At 64.8% G+C, this 18,202-nt stretch carries 17 protein-coding genes, 1 tRNA gene and 1 pseudogene; 14 read left to right on the top strand and 5 right to left on the bottom strand.

Annotated features, from left to right (window positions below; all coding sequences use genetic code 11):
- The first annotated feature begins 81 nt into the window (after positions 1-81).
- From ACNJYA_RS00455 to ACNJYA_RS00425, 7 genes and pseudogenes are all read left to right on the top strand, one after another.
- Positions 82-1,455, top strand: coding sequence for a hydrolase (locus tag ACNJYA_RS00455; protein ID WP_439401814.1), 1,374 nt, complete (start codon positions 82-84; stop codon positions 1,453-1,455).
- A gap of 35 nt (positions 1,456-1,490) precedes the next feature.
- Positions 1,491-2,861: a cytochrome P450 gene (locus ACNJYA_RS00450; protein ID WP_439401813.1), complete on the top strand. Its 1,371-nt coding sequence runs from the start codon at positions 1,491-1,493 to the stop codon at positions 2,859-2,861.
- Positions 2,862-2,911: 50 nt separating this feature from the next.
- A pseudogene (locus tag ACNJYA_RS00445) lies at positions 2,912-4,321 on the top strand (adenylate/guanylate cyclase domain-containing protein).
- Positions 4,322-4,662: 341 nt separating this feature from the next.
- The gene (locus ACNJYA_RS00440) at positions 4,663-5,184 is read left to right on the top strand and encodes a TerB family tellurite resistance protein (protein ID WP_439403520.1); all 522 of its coding nucleotides are present in this window, start codon (positions 4,663-4,665) and stop codon (positions 5,182-5,184) included.
- A 185-nt stretch (positions 5,185-5,369) separates the two neighbouring features.
- Entirely contained in the window at positions 5,370-6,149 is a 780-nt protein-coding gene (locus ACNJYA_RS00435) for an SDR family NAD(P)-dependent oxidoreductase (protein ID WP_439401812.1), read from the top strand.
- Between the two features lie 129 nt (positions 6,150-6,278).
- The gene (locus ACNJYA_RS00430) at positions 6,279-7,073 is read left to right on the top strand and encodes a glutamine amidotransferase (RefSeq protein WP_212260384.1); all 795 of its coding nucleotides are present in this window, start codon (positions 6,279-6,281) and stop codon (positions 7,071-7,073) included.
- A 98-nt stretch (positions 7,074-7,171) separates the two neighbouring features.
- A complete protein-coding gene (locus ACNJYA_RS00425; protein WP_172787890.1) occupies positions 7,172-7,984 on the top strand; it encodes an enoyl-CoA hydratase in 813 nt (270 codons plus the stop codon).
- A 104-nt stretch (positions 7,985-8,088) separates the two neighbouring features.
- Here ACNJYA_RS00425 and ACNJYA_RS00420 read toward each other — a convergent pair.
- A tRNA-Ala gene (locus ACNJYA_RS00420) sits at positions 8,089-8,164 on the bottom strand.
- 204 nt (positions 8,165-8,368) lie between these two features.
- Here ACNJYA_RS00420 and ACNJYA_RS00415 point away from each other — a divergent pair.
- The 3 genes from ACNJYA_RS00415 to folD are packed head-to-tail and all read left to right on the top strand — an operon-like array spanning position 8,369 to position 9,920.
- A complete protein-coding gene (locus ACNJYA_RS00415) occupies positions 8,369-8,659 on the top strand; it encodes a YggT family protein (protein WP_018645113.1) in 291 nt (96 codons plus the stop codon).
- A 15-nt stretch (positions 8,660-8,674) separates the two neighbouring features.
- The gene (locus ACNJYA_RS00410) at positions 8,675-9,025 is read left to right on the top strand and encodes a DUF167 domain-containing protein (protein WP_212260387.1); all 351 of its coding nucleotides are present in this window, start codon (positions 8,675-8,677) and stop codon (positions 9,023-9,025) included.
- 10 nt (positions 9,026-9,035) lie between these two features.
- A complete protein-coding gene (gene folD, locus ACNJYA_RS00405) occupies positions 9,036-9,920 on the top strand; it encodes a bifunctional methylenetetrahydrofolate dehydrogenase/methenyltetrahydrofolate cyclohydrolase FolD (RefSeq protein WP_260381424.1) in 885 nt (294 codons plus the stop codon).
- A 134-nt stretch (positions 9,921-10,054) separates the two neighbouring features.
- Here folD and ppa read toward each other — a convergent pair whose 3' ends face one another.
- Complete coding sequence (gene ppa / locus ACNJYA_RS00400; RefSeq protein WP_172787893.1) at positions 10,055-10,591, bottom strand: inorganic diphosphatase; 537 nt, start codon at positions 10,589-10,591, stop codon at positions 10,055-10,057.
- Positions 10,592-10,770: 179 nt separating this feature from the next.
- Complete coding sequence (locus ACNJYA_RS00395) at positions 10,771-11,280, bottom strand: GNAT family N-acetyltransferase (RefSeq protein WP_024338772.1); 510 nt, start codon at positions 11,278-11,280, stop codon at positions 10,771-10,773.
- 266 nt (positions 11,281-11,546) lie between these two features.
- Here ACNJYA_RS00395 and ACNJYA_RS00390 point away from each other — a divergent pair, with 266 nt between their 5' ends.
- From ACNJYA_RS00390 to ACNJYA_RS00375, 4 genes are read left to right on the top strand one after another with little or no spacing between them, the layout of a single operon-like run.
- The gene (locus ACNJYA_RS00390; RefSeq protein WP_439401811.1) at positions 11,547-12,446 is read left to right on the top strand and encodes an alpha/beta hydrolase family protein; all 900 of its coding nucleotides are present in this window, start codon (positions 11,547-11,549) and stop codon (positions 12,444-12,446) included.
- Complete coding sequence (locus tag ACNJYA_RS00385) at positions 12,443-12,910, top strand: DUF2269 family protein (RefSeq protein ID WP_439401810.1); 468 nt, start codon at positions 12,443-12,445, stop codon at positions 12,908-12,910. Before ACNJYA_RS00390 ends, ACNJYA_RS00385 begins: the two co-directional genes overlap by 4 nt.
- 8 nt (positions 12,911-12,918) lie before the next feature.
- Positions 12,919-14,238 (top strand): SDR family oxidoreductase, encoded by a 1,320-nt coding sequence (locus ACNJYA_RS00380; protein WP_439401809.1) that lies wholly within the window; start codon positions 12,919-12,921, stop codon positions 14,236-14,238.
- A 60-nt stretch (positions 14,239-14,298) separates the two neighbouring features.
- A complete protein-coding gene (locus ACNJYA_RS00375; protein WP_439401808.1) occupies positions 14,299-14,706 on the top strand; it encodes a thiol-disulfide oxidoreductase DCC family protein in 408 nt (135 codons plus the stop codon).
- 93 nt (positions 14,707-14,799) lie between these two features.
- Here the strand turns inward: ACNJYA_RS00375 and ACNJYA_RS00370 are convergent, their stop codons facing one another.
- Positions 14,800-16,047 carry a flavin monoamine oxidase family protein gene (locus ACNJYA_RS00370; protein WP_212260392.1) on the bottom strand — a complete coding sequence of 416 codons (1,248 nt, stop codon included), beginning with the start codon at positions 16,045-16,047 and terminating at the stop codon, positions 14,800-14,802.
- A gap of 307 nt (positions 16,048-16,354) precedes the next feature.
- Positions 16,355-18,181 (bottom strand): translational GTPase TypA, encoded by a 1,827-nt coding sequence (gene typA / locus ACNJYA_RS00365; protein ID WP_212260393.1) that lies wholly within the window; start codon positions 18,179-18,181, stop codon positions 16,355-16,357.
- Between the last annotated feature and the right edge of the window lie 21 nt (positions 18,182-18,202).

Raw genomic sequence — 18,202 nt, 5'->3', positions numbered from 1 at the left:
TGATGCCCGCGAAAGTCCTTCGCTGTCCAGTGCTTAGGCCGCTATAAGCAGTGCAAAGAGGCGGGCTGCCGGGAGGAACAGATGAAGCTGTCGCGACGGACGATTTTGCAAGGGGCTGCGAGCGTGCCTTTCGCACTTGCGAGCTTGCGGACGGACGCGCTTGCCCAGACCGCGCCCGTCGCCGCGGCGGGCACCGAGCTGCCGCCGATTCTGTTCGTCCACGGCAATGGCGATTACGGCGCGCTCTGGATGACCACCTTGTGGCGGATGGAGTCGAATGGCGTCGCACGCGATCGCATGATGGCGATCAATTTCACCGACCCCCTGGCGCGCAACGACGACAAGGTCGAGCAGGCGGGCCGCTCCTCGACCGAGGACCAGCGCCGTGAGCTTGCTGCCGCCATCGCTGAACTGAAGCGCCGCACCGGCGCGCCTCGCGTGGCGCTGGTCGGCAGCTCGCGCGGCGGCAACGCCATCCGCAACGTCACCAGGAGCGGCGGCGCCGGCGATGTCAGCCATGCCGTGCTGTGCGGCACGCCCAATCACGGCGTGTTCGCGACCGACGACCAGCCCAACAACGAGTTCAACGGCCGCGGCACGTTCCTGCGCAGCCTGAACGAGGGCGAGAGCGAGGTGACGCCGGGCGTTGCTTTCCTCACGCTGCGCAGCGATGGCATGGACAAATATGCGCAGAGCGACGGCCGCTTCATCGGCAAGCCCGGCACGCCGACCAATGTCACGGTCGAAGGACCGGAGCTGAAGGGCGCCACCAATCTCGTGCTCGGCGCGCTCGACCATCGCGAGGTGGCTTTCCACCCGCGCGCGTTCCGGGAGATCTACAAGTTCATCGCCGGCCGTGAGCCTGCGCGCATCGCGATCGCGCCGGAGACCAGTGTGACATTGAGCGGCCTGGTCACCGGCACGCCCGGCGGCGCGCCGACCAATCGCCCGGTCGCGGGTGCAACTGTCGATGTCTTCCGTGTCGATCCTGATACCGGTGAGCGCAAAGCCGGTGTGCTGCACAACTCGAAGACGGGCTCCGATGGCCGCTGGGGGCCGGCGCAGGTCGATCCCGCCTGGTCGCTCGAATTCGTGCTGACCTCGCCGGATGCGCCGACGACGCACATTTATCGCTCGCCCTTCCCGCGCTCGTCCGAGGTCGTGCATCTGCGGCCTGCGCGCCCGCTCGGGCCGGCCGACAAGGACGCCGGCGCCGTCGTGATCATGTCGCGTCCGCGCGGCTATTTCGGCCTGCCGCGCGACGTGGTGCTGCTTGACGGCAAGGAGCCGGCCGACGTCAAGCCGGGCGTGCCCACGGATGCGGCAGCAACCCTGCGGCTTCCCGCCAGCGAGGTTGGACGTAACATCGTCGCCCAATTCGGCGAAGAACGAATTGTGGCACGCGCCTGGCCTGCGTCCGAGAACCGGATTGCCATTGCCGAGCTGACTTACTAGCTATTTACCTGCGTCCCACCCTGCGGGAGAGAGCCATGAACATCGCCAGCGTGCGTCGGCCCATCATCCCTCCGGCTCCCCCGCGTGCGCCCGACGATATGTCGTTCTTCGGCCGGCTCGCGGTTATCCGGCAGAACATGATCGCGACCTGGGGGCAGCGCGCCTATGAGGAAGAGGTCATCCCGGGCCGATTCTTCTTTCGCAACAGCTTCATCTTGAACCAGCCGGACGCGATCCGGCACGTCCTGCTCAGCAATTACGAGAACTACACGCGCACGCCGGCCGGCATCCGCATGCTGCGCCCCGTGCTCGGCGACGGCCTTCTGATCGCGGAAGGTCATTCCTGGACGTTCCAGCGCCGCACACTCGCGCCGGCCTTCACGCCGCGCGCGACCGCGAACCTCGTTCCGCATATGACGGCGGTGCTCGACGAGACCATCGCCAGGCTGGACGCGAAAACCGGGGAGCCGGTCGACCTGCGCCAGATCATGCAGCGCATGACGCTGGAGATCGCCGGGCGCACGATGTTCTCGTTCGGCATGGACCAGCACGGCGCGACGCTGCGCGACTTCATCATCGAATATGCCGCGCGGTTGGGACGTCCCTATTTCCTCGACATGGTGCTGCCGGTGTCCTGGCCGAGCCCGATGGATTTTGCCCGCGCCCGTTTCCGCAAGCGCTGGACCGAGTTCGTGGCCATGCTGATCGCCGAGCGGCGTAAGGCCGGCAAGAAGGACGGCGCGCCACCGCGCGACCTGTTCGATCTCATGGACGAGGCACGCGATCCCGAAACGGGCAAGGGCTTCTCGGACGAGCAGCTCGTCGACGAGGTCGCGACCATGATCCTCGCCGGCCACGAGACCACGGCAACGGCGCTGTTCTGGGCGCTCTACCTGCTCGCGCTCGATCCTGAAACGCAGGAGGAGGTGGCGTCCGAGACCCGCGGCGAGCATCTCGACAGCATGGCCGACATCGATCGCCAGAAATTCACCCGCGCGGTGATCGACGAGACGATGCGGCTCTATCCGCCGGCCTTCCTGGTCGCGCGTGCCGCGCGCGACAAGGACAACGCGGCGGGCGTCGAGATCGGCAAGGGCGACATCATCATGATCGCGCCCTGGCTGTTGCACCGGCACGAGAAGCTGTGGGATCAGCCGAACGCCTTCATTCCAAAGCGCTTCATGTCGAAGGAGGCACCGGACCGTTTTGCTTACCTGCCGTTCGGCGCGGGTCCGCGCGTCTGCATCGGCGCGCCGTTCGCCCAGGCCGAATCCGTGCTGGCGCTGGCGCGGCTGATCGGCGCATTCCGTGTCGAGCTCGCCGACCCCGCGACCGCCGTGATCCCGCTTGGCGTCGTCACCACCCAGCCGGACCACTCACCCATGTTCCGCATCACGCGTCGGTGACAGGCGCGCGTCTGGCCGTTGGCGTGACCCACCCTAGATAGAGTTTCGCCATGAGCGACATCCAGGCCCAGTTCTCCGTTCTGAAGCAGACCGCCGACCCAGAGGTGGTCGATGCGATCGCGCAGCTGATCGCCAATGGTGATGATCGCGATCTCAACCGTATCAATGTGCTCGATTTTGCCGATCGTACCGGGCTCGATCAGGAGAAGGTCATTTCCGGATTCCTGCATGCCTCACGGCTCGGCCTGTTTGACATGAGCTGGAACGTGCTGTGTCCGGGCTGCGGTGGTGTCTTGGGCGCGCATGCAACGTTGAAATCGCTGAAGCACGAGGACTACAACTGCGCTCTCTGTGCGGCCGGATACGAGGCGTCCGTCGACGAGATGGTCGAAGTCGCCTTCACCGTCAGTCCGCGGGTCCGCCGCATCGGGGCTCACGATCCCGACACGCTGCCGATCTGGGAATATGTGCGACAGATGTTCTGGAGCTCCGGTGTCGACATCAACGAGGAATCGTTTTCACGCCTGATCAACGAAGTGACGCTTGAAGCGCTCGAACTGCCTGCGGGAGAAAAGGCGATCCTCTCGCTGAACCTGCCCAGCCAGTTCATCATCGTTTTCGAGCCGGTCACCCATTCCGCCCACTTCCTGGATGTCCAGGGTGAGCCGACCAGCGAACGCCAGCAGCTTTCGATCATGTTCAACAAGCTGGAGGCGCCCACGGGGACCACCGTGATGCGTCCCGGACCGCTGCGTCTCACGCTCGAGAACCAATCAGGCAATCGCGTGTTGCCGTCGGTCTGGATTGCCGCCGACGCGTTGCATGAGATGATCGGCAAGCGCAAGCCGATCCTGACCGCCAAGCGGATGCTTTCCAATCAGACCTTCCGTGACGTCTTCAAGGCCGACAATCTCAACGTCGACCAGCGGCTGAAGATCACGTCCCTGACGTTCCTGTTCACCGACCTGAAGGGCTCGACGGCCTTGTACGAGCGCGTCGGCGATCTCAGTGCCTTCGATCTCGTGTGAGCGCATTTCCGTGCGCTGCTGGAGATCATCGCGGCCGAGAAGGGCGCGGTGGTGAAGACGATCGGCGATGCCGTCATGGCGACCTTCGTCAGGCCCGAGCACGCCATCACCGCGGGACTGCACATGCGTGCAGCCATGGACGAATTGAACAAGCAACGCGGCGCCAACGATCTCGTTCTCAAGATCGGCATCCATGAAGGCCCCTGCCTTGCGGTGATGCTCAACGAGCGGCAGGATTATTTCGGCCAGACCGTCAACATCGCCGCCCGCGTGCAGAGCCTGTCGACCGCGCAGGAGATCCACATCACCGGCCCGGTGCTCGACGTGCCGGCGGTTGCCGAAATCCTTCAACAGCGCGAGATCAAGCCGATTCAGAAACAGGCCGCGCTCCGCGGCATCGCCGACAAGATGGTGGTGTACGAGATACCGTGAGACCAGCGGAATTTGCCACCATCTCCGTCATTGCGAGGAGCTCGCGACAAAATTGCGAAGCAATTTTGCGCTGATGCGACGAAGCAGTCCAGGCTGTCTCCGCGGAAAGAGTTCTGGATTGCTTCGCTGCGCTCGCAATGACGCTGTAGACGCAGATGGGTGATACATCCTCCATCGTCATGGCCGGGTCGGCCCTTGTCATGAGGCCGAAGGCACCTCCCAGATTGCCGAAACGTAATGCGCGCGCGGAACTGACGCACGTTGCGGCGGTTGAGTTTCCCGCTCATATAATGCTGGTAACGGCCGCGCTCCTTGCGGCGTCATCGATCTCGGTAGGACCTATGCTCGACGGCTTGCGCCAATTCATCGCCGACATTGTCGGTCCCCAAGCCCAGGACCGCGCCTTCGGCGACAGCGATTATCGGCTCGCCGCGACCGCGCTGCTGGTCCATGTGGTCTCGCTGGACGGCCAGCCCAGCGCGGTCGAGCAGCGCAAGCTGCACAGCCTGATCGAAAGCCATTTCGGGCTCGACCGCGGCACCGCTGACCGTCTGATCGCGGATGCCATCCAGGTCGAGGGTGAGGCCGTCGACCTCTATCACTTCACCAGCGTCATCATGCGCTCGCTCGACGAAGCGGGCCGCAAGCGGATCGTGCAGATGATGTGGGAGCTGGTCTATGCCGACGGAGAGGTCAGCGAGTTCGAGGACAATGTAGTCTGGCGCGCGTCCGATCTGCTCGGCATTTCCCAGCGCGACCGCATCGAGCTGAAGCACGCCGTTGCGGAGCGTGCCGGTGGCCAGGTCAAGGATCGCGCCGTCGGACCCGTCCCCGGCGGATTGCCTGGCCTGCGCGCCACATGACGAAACTTTAATGTAAGCCGGGCGGCCCCGCTTTTGTGGATTCGGCTGCAAATACCGGTCTTTCCTGATCCCCTGTCGCCTTCTCAAGCAGCCATGCTGCCTGCGCCGCTTGCATGGCGCGCACGGCCTATGCTCTCGTTCAGCCATTGCCGGGGCCACAGACTTCAATTCAAGAGACTTCGATCGTGACTGAGCGGGTAACGTTGATCACCGGTGCCTCGGCGGGCATCGGGATGGAGCTGGCGCGTGTGTTTGCCGCCAATGGACATCGCCTCGCATTGACCGCGAGACGGGTGGATCGGCTCGAAGCGCTCGCGAGCGAGCTCGCCGCCAGGGGCGGCAAGAAGCCGATCGTGATCGCCTGCGACCTCGAGAACGCGGATGCCGGCGAGAGGATCGCCGCAGCACTTGCCGCCGAAGGCGTCGAGCTCGATCATCTCGTCAACAATGCCGGTTTCGGCGTGTTCGGCGATGCCATCGAGCGCGATCACGACACGCAGCTCGGCATCGTCGACGTCAACGTCCGGGCCCTGACGGATCTGTCGCTGCGCTTCGCCGATCAACTCGTCCGGAACAAGGGCGGTCTTCTCAACGTCGGCTCGGTTGCAGGCTTCCTGCCCGGCCCCGGCATGGCCGTCTACTACGCGTCCAAGGCCTATGTGATCTCCTTCACCGAAGCATTGCGGGCGGAGCTCGCGCCCCGCGGCGTCCGCGTCACCGTGCTCTGCCCGGGCCCGGTGCCCACGGAATTCCAGGCCCGCGCTGGTGTTGGCTCGCAACATGATACGGCCATGCTCAACGTTTCTGCCGCCGAAGTTGCGCGGGAGGCGTATCGCGGCCTGATGGCCAACAAACGGGCAGTGCTGCCGGGTTTCGGCATCAAGATTGTGCCGCTCGCGCTGCGCTTCTTTCCGCGTGGCTTCATCCTGGCCGCCACCAGCCGGTTCCAGAGGCAGCGGCGCTGAATAACGCCGCCCGCGTCCGTAGTGGCCCGGAGCTTGCTTCAAGCACGCGGCGTGTGTGCGCAAACTCACACGATGTTAACTATCGCTTAGCTATGCTGGCGGTCTGAACCGATAGCACTCGCAGAGGCCATGTCGTTCCGGACGGACAGGTTTGGTGGCGCAGAGGTGGTCGCCTTCCCTCAGAGGGCGCCGCGCGCCGCCGCCGCTGAAACCCGGCTGCCGGTTCTGATCGTCCTGCATCAGGAGTGCTCGACGCCCGGCCGCGTCGGCAATGCGCTGCGCGCGCTCGGCCATCGCCTCGACATCCGCCGTCCCCGCTTCGGCGATCCCCTGCCCGAGACGCTCGATCAGCACGCCGGCGCCGTGATCTTCGGCGGCCCGATGAGCGCCAACGATCCCGACGATTACATCCGTCGCGAGATCGACTGGATCGAAATTCCGCTCCGCGAACAGCGGCCGTTGCTCGGCATTTGCCTCGGTGCGCAGATGTTGGCGATGCAGCTCGGGGCCCGTGTCGCGCCGCATGCGCAGGCGCTGACCCAGATCGGCTACTATCCGATCAGGCCGACCGCCGCAGGCCGCGCGCTCTGCCCGCATTGGCCGGCGCAGGTCTATCATTGGCATCGCGAGGGCTTTGAGCTGCCGCTCGGTGCCGACTTGCTCGCCGAAGGCGATGATTTCCCGGTGCAGGCGTTCCGCGCCGGCAATGCTTTCGGTGTGCAGTTCCACCCCGATGTGACCTTCGCGATGATGTGCCGCTGGACCACGCGCGGCTACGACGGCTTCAGCGCGCCTGGGGCGCGGCAGCGGCATCATCATTTCGCGGATCGTGCCGTCTACGATGTCGCCGAACGCGCCTGGCTCGATCATTTCATCGACGGCTGGCTGGAGCGCCGGCCGGTGCTGGCGCAAGCCGCCGAGTGATCGCGCCTTCGCGCAAGTCCTTGCCTCTTCCCTGGATATGCTAGGCTCTCTTCAAACGATCGCGCACCAATGCGTGCCGGCAAGCAAGGGAGAGCGCCGTGGCCTACGAACACATTCTCTATGAGGTGAGCGACAAGATCGCGACCATCACGCTCAATCGCCCCGATCGAATGAATGCATGGACGCCGATCATGGAGCGCGACGTGCGCCACGCGATGGAGGCGTCGAACGCCGACGACAATGTCCGCGTCATCGTCCTCACCGGCGCGGGCCGCGCCTTCTGCGCCGGCGCCGACATGGATGCGCTGAAGGGCCTCGATCCCAACGACGTCAGGCGTGCCTCGAACCTGCCGCCGTTCGACATGAATCGCCGGCCGGACTGGCAGACGCGGTACGGCTACTATCCTTCGATCAAGAAGCCGGTCATCGCGATGCTGAATGGCGCCACGGCCGGCATCGGTCTCGTGCATGCGCTCTATTGCGACCTGCGCTTTGCCGCCGACAACACCGTGTTCACCACCGCCTTCGCGCGGCGCGGCCTGATCGCCGAGCACGGCATCAGCTGGATGCTGCCGCGCATCGTCGGCCACGCCAATGCGCTGGATCTGTTGCTCTCGGCGCGGCGCGTCTCCAGCGATGAGGCGTTGCGGATGGGCTTGGTCAACCGGCTGTGTTCGCCGGAGAAGCTGCGCGAGGAAACCTATGCTTACGCACGCGATCTCGCCGATTTCGTCTCGCCGAGCGCGATGGCCGTGATCAAGCGCCAGCTCTACGAGGTGCCGTTCCAGACGCTGGCCGAGGCGACGATCGAGGCCAACCGCGAGATGATGGTGGCACTGAACGGGAGCGATTTCCGCGAGGGTGTAGCGAGCTTCATGGAGAAGCGGCCGCCGAGGTTTACGGGGAGGTAGGGGGAGCAATCTGGCGTCTTCGCCCTTTGGGCTACGCCGGACACCACGCTTCGTCCTTCGGGCTCCGACGTGGCTGCGCCAAGCGTAGCCCGAAGGGCGAAGCGTGGTGGAGCCAGGCGGGATCGAACCGCCGACCTCGTCATTGCGAACGACGCGCTCTCCCAGCTGAGCTATGGCCCCTTTGCTGGCCGCTCTGGTGAACGCGGCCGACAACCGGGCGCCATTTAAGTCTCCGCCAAGGTCAAGTCAAGGACGCGTGTAACCGGGTTTTAGCCATCCGGGCGCCGACTTCCCTTGTTTGGGCCGGGGGGAACCGATATCTAGCAAACGGGGCGTCAATCCCGACCGAGCCAGAGTTTTCAAAAGCCAGAGGCCTCAAAAGCCATGCGTGCCGTTCTCGACATCGTCATCATCGTGCTCGATCTCTACGTCTGGCTGCTGATCGCCTCCGCGATCCTGTCCTGGCTGATCGCCTTCAACGTGGTCAACACCCGCAACCAGTTCGTCTCGGCGGTGGCGGAGTTCCTGTACCGGATCACCGAGCCGCTGCTCGCGCCGATTCGCAATTTCCTGCCCAGTCTCGGCGGTCTCGACATCTCGCCGATCATCCTGATCCTGATCATCATGTTCATCGAGCGGGTGATTCTGTACTACATCTACCCGAACGTGATCTAAGCGGGCGGGAGCGCCTTGGTTGCCAACAAGGAGCCTTGTTGTCAGGAGGCTTGGCGCTACTCGGCCGCAGGGATCAGCATTGCGCTGCGGGTGACGCCGCGCGGCGGCCGCGACGACATCGACGGGATCGAGCAACTTTCGGATGGCCGCAGCGTGCTCAAGGTGCGGGTGCGCGCCATCGCCGATGGCGGCGAGGCCAACAAGGCCGTTCTGCTGCTGCTGGCGAAATCACTCGACGTGCCCAAGGCCAGCGTGAAATTGCTATCCGGAGCCACGTCGCGGCTGAAGCAGATCGCAGTCGACGGCGATCCGGCGCGGCTCGGCGAAGCCCTGCGCCAGCTTGTATCGGCCAAATCGAAGGACTGAGGGAACTGACATGACCGCTGAGATCATCGATGGAAAAGTCATTGCGGCAGAACTCCGTGGCCGCGTCACTGAGGAGGTCGCCCGCGTCAAGCGCGAGCACAACCTGGTGCCGGGCCTTGCTGTGGTCCTGGTCGGCAATGACCCCGCCAGCGAGGTCTATGTCCGCTCAAAACACACCCAGACTCAGGCCGCGGGCATGGCCTCGTTCGAGCACAAGCTGCCGGCCGACGTCTCGCAGGCAGATCTGCTGGCGCTGGTCGCAAAGCTCAACCGCGATCCCGCCGTGCACGGCATTCTCGTGCAATTGCCGTTGCCGAAGGGATTGAACACCGAGGCCGTCATCAACGCCATCGATCCCGGCAAGGACGTCGACGGGCTGCATCCGAACAATGCTGGCCGGCTCGCCGGCGGCTTCGATGCGCTGTCGCCCTGCACGCCGCTCGGCTGCATTATCTTGACCAAGAGCGTGCATGCCTCGCTGGAGGGCATGAACGCGATCGTCATCGGCCGCTCGAACCTGGTCGGCCGCCCGCTCGTGCAATTGCTGCTGAACGAGAACGCCACGGTAACGATCGCGCATTCGCGCTCGCGCGATCTGCCCGGCCTCGTGAAGAAAGCGGACCTCGTCTATGCCGCGGTTGGAAGACCAGAGATGGTGCGCGGCGACTGGCTGAAGCCGGGCGCGACCGTGATCGATGTCGGCATCAACCGCATTCCGAAGGAGGACGGCAAGACGCGCCTCGTCGGCGACGTCGCCTATCAGGAAGCGCTTGCCGTTGCCGGCGCGATCACGCCGGTGCCGGGCGGCGTCGGCCAGATGACGGTGGCGTGCCTCCTGGTGAACACGCTGCGCGCGGCGTGCGCCATCGCAGGGCTGCCGAAGCCGGCGGTGTAAGCAAGCTCTCGCGTCCCGGACGCGGCGCGGCATAAAGTGACGCGACGCTGAGCCGGGACCCATGGCGCCGCTGTGCTGGGCCCCGGCTCAGCAGCGCATCGTTTCACGCTGCGCTGCGTCCGGGGCACGGAAGCCTAGCCCTTCTTCTTCTTCTCGCGCTCGATGCCTTCTTGGATCAGCTTGTGCGCCTCCTCCGGGCCGCCCCAGCGCAGGATCTTCACCCACTTGCCCTTCTCGAGATCCTTGTAGTGCTCGAAGAAGTGCTGGATCTGCTGCAGCGTGATGTCGGGCAGGTCGGAGTACGATTTCACCTTGTCGTAGCGCTGCGTCAGCTTGGACGACGGCACCGCCAGGATCTTCTCGTCGCCGCCGGCTTCGTCTTCCATGAACAGCACCCCGACCGGGCGCACGCTCATGACGGCGCCGGGGATGATGGCGCGGGTGTTGATGATCAGCACGTCGCAAGGGTCGCCGTCATCCGACAACGTGTGCGGGATGAAGCCGTAATTACCGGGGTAACGCATCGGCGTGTAGAGGAAGCGGTCGACCACCAGCGTGCCGGCCTCCTTGTCCATCTCGTACTTGATCGGTTCGCCGCCCACGGGGACCTCGATGATGACGTTGACATCGTGGGGGACGTTTTTTCCGATCGAGACCGCATCGATACGCATTCAAGGCTCCGTTGTTGCCGAGGATAAATCGCGCCCGGCAGCGATTTTGGCGCTGTCATACGCGGGCTTGGCCCGCTGATCCATCGCGTTTTTGTGAAATAATGAATCCGGCGATCACCGGCTCGAGCGGCCGGCGGTATCGACGGATGGGAACGCTGCCCGATTAGGGTTTCAGCAGCTCAATTGGTCCAAGCGAAGGCAACCTTGTCGAGCGCCTTCGGCCCGAACCGCTCCGACGAGCGTGCCACCATGCGGCCACCCAAGGCCCGGTAGAACTCGGTGGCGGGGTCGTTGTCCGAGAGCGCCCACACCACCATGCTCTTCAGGCCGCTCTGCATGAGGTCGCGGCGGGCGGCGGCGAACAGGCGGCGGCCGAAGCCGAGGCCCTGAAATTCGGGCCGCAGATACAGCTCGTAGATCTCGCCGTCGAAATGCAGGCTGCGGGCCCGGTTGCGACCGTAATTGGCGTAGCCTGCGATCTTGTCGCCGAACACCAGCACGCTGACGCGGCTGCCTTTGCGGATCGCGCTGTCCCACCACTGCGGACCGCGGCGGTTGATCAGCTTCTCCAGCTCGGCCCCGGGAATGATGCCCTGATAGGCCGAACGCCAGGCTTCGTCATGGGTCGACGCCACCGCAGTTGCATCTGCGGCTTTGGCCGGCCGGACCTCGATCAGGGTTGTGCTCATGGACGCGATCAAACCAAGTCGCCGCGTCGGCGGCAAGACCTATCGTTAATTATCGGTTAACCTGTGGACTTTCTGCATCAGTATTTCGGCCATGTTGTGCCGAAAGAGGACAAGCCGCCATGTCAAACGCCAACCGCAGGGCCGGCGTCGGTGCAAAACTACGTCGCGGCAACGAGGGGACGGCAATGGCACCGCAGAAAGTCGGCCGATAATGATTCGTTCCTACTAATCTGGCTGTCGCTGTTCGCGCTCGCTCTCGGCAATTCATGCGGCTCCTCAACATCATCGCGCTCCTGCCTCTGCTGGCTTTGCTGACTGCGCCGCCTCTGTGTGCGCAGGTCAGGTTTGGTCCATCGGGAGAGGAGGGCGCGCCGTTGCGTCGGCAGGACTGGCGCGTGCCCACGCCGGATACCGACCTTGCCGCGCATGCCGTGCTGTTTCGCCCCTCCGGCCCAGGTCCGTTCCGGCTCGCGGTGATCGCCCACGCCTCGACGCAGAACACGTTGCGTCGGGCGCAAATGCCGCAGCCGGAATACCGTCCGCTTGCCGCCTATCTCGTCGCGCGCGGCTTTGCCGTGCTGGTGCCGGAGCGGCCCGGCCATGGTGCAACCGGCGGCCGCTACCTCGAGGATCAGGGCGGTTGCGACGAAGCCGATTACGCACGCTCGGGCCGCGCAACGGCCGACGCAATCTCGCGGGCGCTGGTTCATCTGCAAAAGCAGGATTTCATCCGCAAGGATGGCGCGATCGTGATCGGCCATTCCGCCGGCGGATGGGGTGCGCTGGCGCTTGCCAATGCCGATCCGAAGGTGATCTCCGCCATCACGGTGTTTGCTCCGGGACGCGGCGGCCATGCCAATGATGAGCCGAACAGAATCTGCGCGCCGCATACGCTGCTCGCCGCGGCAGCGGAGTTCGGCAAGACCGCGCGCATTCCCGTCACCTGGCTTGTTGCGCGCAATGACAGCTATTTTGCGCCTGCATTCTCGCACAAACTCGTCGATGCGTTTCGCGGCACTGGCGGCAAGGCCGAGTTTCGCCCGCTGCCGGCCGTCGGCAGCGAAGGCCATTGGCTGATCGAAACCGAAGCCGGCGTCAAAGCCGCCGGCAGCGAGCTCGCGCGCGTGCTGAACCCGCCCAAGCCTGTGGCGACCAAGAAGCCATGACGCTGTATTTCCTGGTCAAATTTGTTCACGTGCTCGGCGCCATCGTCATTCTCGGCACCGGGACCGGCATCGCCTTCTTCATGCTGATGGCGCATCGCACGCAGGATCCGGAGTTCATCGCCCGTACCGCTTCGGTCGTCGTCATCGCGGACGCGATCTTCACGCTGTCGGCCGTGATCCTCCAGCCGGTCAGCGGCGGCGTGCTGATGATGCTGTCGGCGACGTCGGTCGCGGAGCGCTGGCTGCTGGCCTCACTCGCGCTCTATGCGATTGCCGGGTTGTTCTGGGTGCCGGTGGTGTTCATGCAGATCGAGATGCGCGACCTCGCGCGCAAGGCTGCTGCGCAGCGCAGTGCGCTGCCACAGCGCTATTTCGTGCTGTTCTGCCGTTGGTTCGCGTTCGGCTTCCCCGGCTTCGGCGCGACCGTGCTGATCCTGTGGCTGATGATCGCGAAACCGTTTTGAGACACGTGATGAACCAGCGCACCATTCTCGTGCTCGGCGCCTCCGGCCTGATCGGCCGCTTCGTCACCGACGATCTGCGCACGCGGGGCTTTCGCGTCGTCGGCGTGGCGCGGAGCCTGTCGCCGGCGCAGAGGATGAGCGCGCTGGACATCGAGCTGCCGATCCTCATCCTCGACGCGGCCGCGCTGATGCGTTTCCTCAGCGAGCATGCGGTGGACGTCGTCGTGAACTGCCTCGGCGTGCTCCAGGATGGCCCCGGCAGCAACACGAGCGCGGTGCATCGCGATTTCGTCGCGCGGCTGCTTCAGGCGATCGGCGGCTGCGGCCGCGCAATCCGACTGGTGCACATCTCGATCCCCGGCGCCGCGGAGGCGGATCGCACCGCCTTCGCCACGACCAAGCGCGAGGCCGAGCGCCTGATCGGGGCTAGCGGCATTCCCCATGCCATCCTGCGGCCCGGCTTCGTGGTCGCACCCTCAGCCTATGGCGGCAGCGCCATGCTCCGCACGCTTGCTGCCTTTCCGATCGATTTGCCGGCCAAGGAAATGGCAACGCCATTCCAGCCCGTGGCGATCGAGGATATTTCGGTGACCATCGCCTGGCTCGCGGCATGCGACATCGACGGTGCCTCGTTAAGGGCGGTGAGCTGGGACCTGATGGCGGCCGAACCGGTCACCATGGCCGGCGTCATCAAGCCGTTTCGCCTTGCATTCGGCACGGCCGGCTGGCCGCGCATCGCGATGCCGCGCCTCATGCTCGATCTCGGCGCGAAACTCGGTGATATCGCCAGCCATCTCGGCTGGATGCCGCCGATGCGCTCCACCGCCATTGCCGAGCTCCGTCGCGGCGTGACAGGCGATCCGTCAGCGTGGATCGCCGCGACGGGCATCGCGCCGAAGACGCTGCCTGAGACGATCGGACGCCATCCTGCCAGCATCCAGGACAAATGGTTCGCGCGCCTGTTTCTGGTCAAGGCACTGATCTTCGCAAGCCTGGTCGCGTTCTGGGTCGTCTCCGGTTTCATCGCCTTGTTCGTGTCCTATCCTGCCGCCGCCGGCATCTTGAGCGCGCACAATTTTCCGCCCGCGCTGGTCGATCCCATCACCATCGGCACCAGCCTGATGGACATGAGCATCGGCGTATTGATCGCCTTCCGCCGCACCGCGGCGGTCGGGCTCGTCACGGGAATCGTCGCCTCGCTCGGGTATATGGTGGGCGCGGCGATCCTGACGCCCGACCTGTGGATCGAACCGCTCGGCGCGCTGGTGAAAACCGGGCCGGCGATCGTGCTGATGCTCGTTGCGTTGCTCATCCTGGATAATCGATAGCGTTTTCGAGCGAAGTGGATTCCGGTTCGCATGAAGAAAACGCGTCAAAAAGAGAGTCTGATGCCAAAATGGCCCGACGATGACGTTATCCTGTTCGACGGCATCTGCATCTTCTGCTCACGCTGGGTACGGTTCGTTGCGGCGCGCGATGAGGCGAGGCGCTTTCGCTTCACGCCGATCCAGTCGGACTATGGGGCGCGGTTGGCGCGCACGTTCGGTATCGACCCCGATGATCCCGATACCAATGCGGTGATCCATGGCGGCGAAGTGTTCATGAAGTCGGATGCTGCGCTGACGGTGCTGTCGCAACTCCCCGGCTGGGGCTGGGTGCGTGGGCTGTTCGCCGTGCCGAAGCCGCTGCGGGACTTCGTGTACAGTCTCGTCGCGCGCAACCGCTATCGCATCTTCGGCAAGTACGATGCCTGCTTCGTGCCCGACGCGGATTTGCGGGCGCGGGTGATCGAATAATTCGTCATTGCGAGCGCAGCGAAGCAATCCAGAATCTCTCCGCGGTGGCAGTCTGGATTGCTTCGCTACGCTCGCAATGACGGAAGTGTGGAGCTACGACTTGCCCAGAGTCGCGAGCACTTCCCCCGCCGCCCGCTCGCCACTGTCCCGCGCGCCATGCGCCGTCGTGAAGAACGTTGGGGACGTCGCTTCCCCCGCAAAAAATAATCGCCCATCCACCGGCGCGGCCAGCACAGCGCGATCTCCGGCATGCCCCGGCAATGCATGCGAATACGACCCCCGCGCAAAGGGATCGCGAGCCCAGCGGGACTCGCAGAGCGGCTTCAGCTTGCGCCGGATATCGTTGCCGAGGAAACCCGCGATCTCGTTGATAGCTTGCGCGGCGATGGCGCCGTCACCGGCATCTTCCAGCTCGCGGGCAAAGCTGCCGCCGAAAAAGCCCTCGATGCAGGGCTGGCCGAACGGGCGGATGTGGTAGGTGCCCATGTCGGTGCGCATGGTGGCGCCGCGTAAGTTGCCCTCCTTCGGGAAAGCCTCGGCGTCGTCGAGCCCCAGTGTCACCTTGTCGTCGACGCCGAGCGGCAGGCCGGCCGCTGCGTTCACCTTTGCGGGGAGCGGCGGTGAGAAGCGGATCGCTTCATCGGCGATCAGATTGGTCGGCACGGTGACGATCACCTTGTCCGCGGTCAGCGTGCCCTGGGACGTCTCGATGCGGATGCGCTTGTCCGAGTGATCGATCAGCGTGACGTTGCAGTTCAGCGCCACCGGGCAGGGCGCACCATAAGCCGCAATCAGCGCGCCGTAGCCGCGGCGAACGCGCCAATTGAAGTTCGTATCCTCATAAGCGTCCCAGTCCAGCGTCGACATATCCTTCAGCTCGCAGCCGTTGATATAGGTCGAGATCGCGTCGATCATCGGATTCCAGCGATTGCCAGGCTCCAAATGCGAGCTCGTGGGCTCGTCCTTGCCCGTTTGCGCGGCCTTCCACACGCGCTGGTAAAAGGCGTCCATCGCACGCATGAAATCGTCGCGCTCGCTTTCCGGAAAGGCGTTGCCATAGGCACGCTCGCGCCAGGGCGGCAGGTCCTTGTTCAGCTCGAAACCGAGCTGTCGCGCGATCGGCACGAAGGAGTTCTTGTCCGCCGAATGCAGCCAGCCGCAGCCGACGTCGAAGGTCACCTCGGGCGAGGCTTGCACCGTCCAGGCCCGGCCGCCGAGCCGGTCACGGGCCTCCAGCACGATGACGGAGAGGCCGGAGCCGTGCAACGCATGGGCTGCGCCGAGACCGGCGGCACCAGCGCCGATGATCGCAACGTCGACGGAGGAGGGGAGAGAGGTCATGGACGGGCTCTAGCACGTTCGCCGGGTGTGCTGAAGCCGCCACAAGTCGGCTGTCATCACCCGCGCAGGCGGGTGATCCAGTCTTCCAGAGGCAGTCGTTATAGAGCCGAGAAGCCGCGGCGTACTGGATGCCCCGGTCAAGCCGGGGCATGACAGTCGTTGGGTTTCGTAGGGTGGGCAAAGGCGCCCTTGCGCCGTGCCCACCATTGCCTATGGGGATCTCGATTGGTGGGCACGCTTGCGCTTTGCCCACCCTACGGCACTGGATTCCCCGCCTTCGCGGGGAATGACAGTTAGAGCAGCGACCTTACGCCACCGCTTCCTTGGCCTTTTCTGCGCGCTTGCGCTCGTTCGGGTCGAGGTGCTTCTTGCGCAGACGGATCGACTTGGGGGTGACCTCGACCAGCTCGTCGTCCTCGATATAGGCGAGCGCCTTTTCCAGCGTCATGCGGATCGGCGGGGTCAGGCGCACCGCTTCGTCCTTCGAGGTCGTGCGGATGTTGGTGAGCTGCTTGCCCTTGAGCACGTTGATCTCGAGATCGTTGTCGCGGGTGTGCTCGCCGACGATCATGCCGCGATAGACCTTCCAGCCCGGCTCGATCATCATCGGGCCGCGGTCTTCCAGCTTGAACATGGCATAGGCCACCGCCTCGCCCTGGTCGTTGGAGATCAAGACGCCGTTGCGGCGGCCCTGGATCTCGCCCTTGTACGGGGCATAGCCGTGGAACAGGCGGTTCATGATCGCCGTGCCGCGGGTGTCGGTGAGCAGTTCGCCCTGGTAGCCGATCAGGCCGCGGGTCGGCGCGTAGAACACCAGGCGCTGGCGGTTGCCGCCCGAGGGCTTCATCTCGATCAGCTCGGATTTACGCTCGCTCATCTTCTGCACGACGACGCCGGAATGCTCCTCGTCGACGTCGATCACGACCTCCTCGATCGGCTCCATGGTGGCGCCGGTCGCTTCGTCCTTCTGGTAGACGACGCGCGGACGCGACACCGAGAGCTCAAAACCCTCGCGGCGCATGGTCTCGATCAGGATTGCGAGCTGGAGTTCGCCACGGCCCGACACTTCCATCGCGTCCTTGTCGGCGGATTCGACGACGCGCAGCGCGACATTGCCCTCGGCCTCGCGGAGCAGACGGTCGCGGATCATGCGGCTCGTCACCTTGTCGCCTTCGGTGCCGGCGAGCGGGGAGTTGTTGACGATGAACGACATCGACACGGTCGGCGGGTCGATCGGCTGCGCCGGCAGCGGCACCTCGACGGTCGGATCGCAGAAGGTGTCGGCGACGGTGCCCTTGGTCAGGCCCGCAATCGCAACGATGTCGCCGGCTTCGGCTTCGTCGAGCGGGGTGCGCTCGAGGCCGCGGAACGCCAGGATCTTGGTGATGCGCCCGGACTCGACCAGCTTGCCGTCGGCATGCAGCACCTTGACCTGCTGGTTCGGCTTGAGCACGCCCGATGAGATGCGGCCGGTGATGATGCGGCCGAGATAGGGGTTGGCCTCGAGAATGGTGCCGATCATCCGGAACGGACCTTCCTCGACCTTCGGCGGGGCGACGTGGCGCAGGATCAGGTCGAACAGCGGCTCCATGCCCTTGTCCTGTGGACCTTCGGGGCTGTCCGCCATCCAGCCCTGCTTGGCCGACCCGTAGAGGATCGGGAAATCGAGCTGCTCCTCGCTGGCATCGAGCGCAGCGAACAGGTCGAACACCTCGTTGATGACTTCGGTCGGGCGCGCGTCGGGGCGGTCGACCTTGTTGATGACGACGATCGGCTTGAGGCCGACCTTGAGCGCCTTGGAGACCACGAATTTGGTCTGCGGCAGCGGGCCTTCGGCGGCGTCGACCAGCACCAGGGCGCCGTCCACCATGTTCAGGATGCGCTCGACCTCACCGCCGAAATCGGCGTGGCCAGGGGTGTCGACGATGTTGATGCGGGTGTCCTTCCACTGCACCGAGGCCGCCTTGGCCAGGATGGTGATGCCGCGCTCGCGCTCCAGATCGTTGGAGTCCATGGCGCGATCGGTCACCTTCTGGTTCTCGCGGAACGTGCCGGACTGCTGCAGGAGTTTGTCGACCAGGGTCGTCTTGCCGTGGTCGACGTGGGCGATGATGGCGACGTTACGAAGATTCATGAGTGAGCTTCTTTGCGGTCG

It is taken from the genome of Bradyrhizobium sp. BLXBL-01, from assembly GCF_051853025.1.
Taxonomy (GTDB): Bacteria; Pseudomonadota; Alphaproteobacteria; order Rhizobiales; family Xanthobacteraceae; genus Bradyrhizobium.
The sequence above is the reverse complement of the archived record's forward strand: the minus strand, read 5'-3'. Positions and strand labels throughout refer to the sequence as shown.